Here is a 2,122-nt window from a genome sequence, read left to right as displayed (position 1 = left end):
AAGTATAGGTATAGGTCATTTGTCTTCACTCCTTATAATTCTTTTGCGGGAACTATCTTGAGTGTAGCACAAATGACTTTTTTATTTGTCTAGCTTAATTTTACAATCGGCGCTAGCAAATTCAGTCTTATTTTTGTCGATTAAACCTCACGGAAGTTTTGGTTTAGCTGAATTAATTGTGAAATCAGATTGCCATATACACCAGATTCACTTGATTTGGTTATTGATTGGTAGACATCATGTGAAATGCAAGGAAGTTTTTCTTGCAGTGATTTTCCTTTATCGGTCAGTTGAATAACCAATTGCCGTTCGTCGGTGCTAGCTCGTGTGCGACGCAACAGTCCTTGTTTTTCCATTTTTTTTAATAAAGGGCTTAGCGTGCCCGAATCTAGAAATAATCGCTCACCAAGTTGTTTTACAGATAAATTGTCCTCGATAGCCGTTAGTGTAATAAAGCCTGTGTAGGTCAAGTCGACTTCATCTAAGAAAGGTTTGTACATGCGAATGATTTCTTTTGAAGCGACATAAAGTTGAAAACATAATTCATTTTGTAATGGATTGTCATTTGTGTTCATTTGAAGCAACTCCTTTCTTTTTATTTTAACAGAAACAAATTATTTCTCAAATACAATTAAATTGTGTACAATGTATTTCGTAAGATAAAAACAAACAAATGTCAGAAAGTAGGAATAGATATGAAAAAAGTTTTTTCAACAAAAATGATTAATACAGGCGGACGTAACGGTGAGGTTCATTCTCCTGATCATTCGTTTGAAATGCCAATCGCTGCTCCAGGACGCAGAGTAGCAGGTGCGACAAACCCAGAACAATTATTTGCAGCTGGATACAGTGCTTGTTTTAACAGTGCGTTGGATTATGTGAAAAAACAAGCGCAAGTGGATGGTGAATCAACTATTGAAGTAACTGTTTCACTATACAATTTAAGCCAAACTGCATTACCTGATGTTCAATTAGGTGTTGAAATCGAAGGCCACATTGAAGGAATTACGTTAGAAAAAAGCCAAGAATTATTAGAAATCGCACACCAAACATGCCCTTATTCTCGTGCAACTCGTGGAAACATTGAAGTATCAGTAAAAGCAATCTAATTTTATTCGAAAGGATGAAGCAAGATGACAAAGACAAAAGCAGTCGTAATTAATCAATACGGTGGGAAAGAACAACTGACAGATGCAACGGTGACGTTACCTGAGTTATCCGCTCATCAAGTGTTGGTTAAAGTAAAAGCAACTTCGGTAAATCCAATTGATTGGAAGTTACGTGAAGGATATTTGCAACAAATGATGCCATGGGAATTCCCGATTATTTTAGGCTGGGATGTTGCAGGTATCATTGAAGAGGTAGGTTCACAGGTTTCTGACTGGAAAGTTGGTGATCGGGTTGCGGCTAGACCAGATACGACTCGGTTTGGTACGTATGCAGAGCATACAATTGTTGATGATCATCTTCTAGCAAAATTACCGGAAGAAGTATCATTTAAAGATGCAGGTGCACTACCTTTAGCTGGTTTGACCGCTTATCAAGCACTATTTACCCATGGAAAACTTCAAGCAGGACAAAAGGTGCTCGTTCATGCTGGCGCTGGTGGCGTGGGAACATATGCGATTCAATTAGCGAAAGAAGCTGGCGCCTATGTAATTACTACGGCTAGTCCGAAAAACCATCAGCTATTAAAAGAATTAGGTGCCGATGAAGTGATTGATTATCATACGACTGATTTTGAGACTACTTTAAGTGAGATTGATTTGGTTCTTGACACAATGGCAGGAGAGGTACAACGAAAAAGCATCACTGTACTGAAGCCTGAAGGACGTTTAATCAGTATTCTTTCGATAGACGAAGATCCACGGATTCAAGAAAAAGGGATTCATGCTGAGGCTATCTGGCTGCAACCAAATGGCGAAGAATTAGCATCCTTAGTTAAGCTAATGGCTGAAAAGAAACTAAAAAGCGTGATTGGCGCTGAATTTCCGCTGAACCAAGCGGGGATTTATGCTGCACATGAACTCAGTGAAACGCACCATGCAGTAGGAAAAATCGTATTGATAAATGAATAAAATATAGGTAAAAAAGCTCTAGCTATCCTTTTTGGCTCTTTGTC

3 protein-coding genes are annotated in these 2,122 nt (G+C 38.5%); 2 read left to right on the top strand and 1 reads right to left on the bottom strand.

Annotation, left to right across the window (positions count from 1 at the left end; genetic code table 11):
• Window positions 1–140 precede the first annotated feature (140 nt).
• Window positions 141–575 (bottom strand): MarR family winged helix-turn-helix transcriptional regulator, encoded by a 435-nt coding sequence (locus tag HMPREF9088_RS07015; RefSeq protein ID WP_007208482.1) that lies wholly within the window; start codon window positions 573–575, stop codon window positions 141–143.
• A 120-nt stretch (window positions 576–695) separates the two neighbouring features.
• Here HMPREF9088_RS07015 and HMPREF9088_RS07010 point away from each other — a divergent pair, with 120 nt between their 5' ends.
• Window positions 696–1,109: an Ohr family peroxiredoxin gene (locus tag HMPREF9088_RS07010; RefSeq protein WP_040366739.1), complete on the top strand. Its 414-nt coding sequence runs from the start codon at window positions 696–698 to the stop codon at window positions 1,107–1,109.
• A 24-nt stretch (window positions 1,110–1,133) separates the two neighbouring features.
• Complete coding sequence (locus tag HMPREF9088_RS07005) at window positions 1,134–2,078, top strand: NADP-dependent oxidoreductase (protein WP_007208480.1); 945 nt, start codon at window positions 1,134–1,136, stop codon at window positions 2,076–2,078.
• The last annotated feature ends 44 nt before the right edge of the window (window positions 2,079–2,122 follow it).

Source organism: Enterococcus italicus DSM 15952, from assembly GCF_000185365.1.
Lineage (GTDB): Bacteria > Bacillota > Bacilli > Lactobacillales > Enterococcaceae > Enterococcus_G > Enterococcus_G italicus.
The sequence above is the reverse complement of the archived record's forward strand: the minus strand, read 5'-3'. Positions and strand labels throughout refer to the sequence as shown.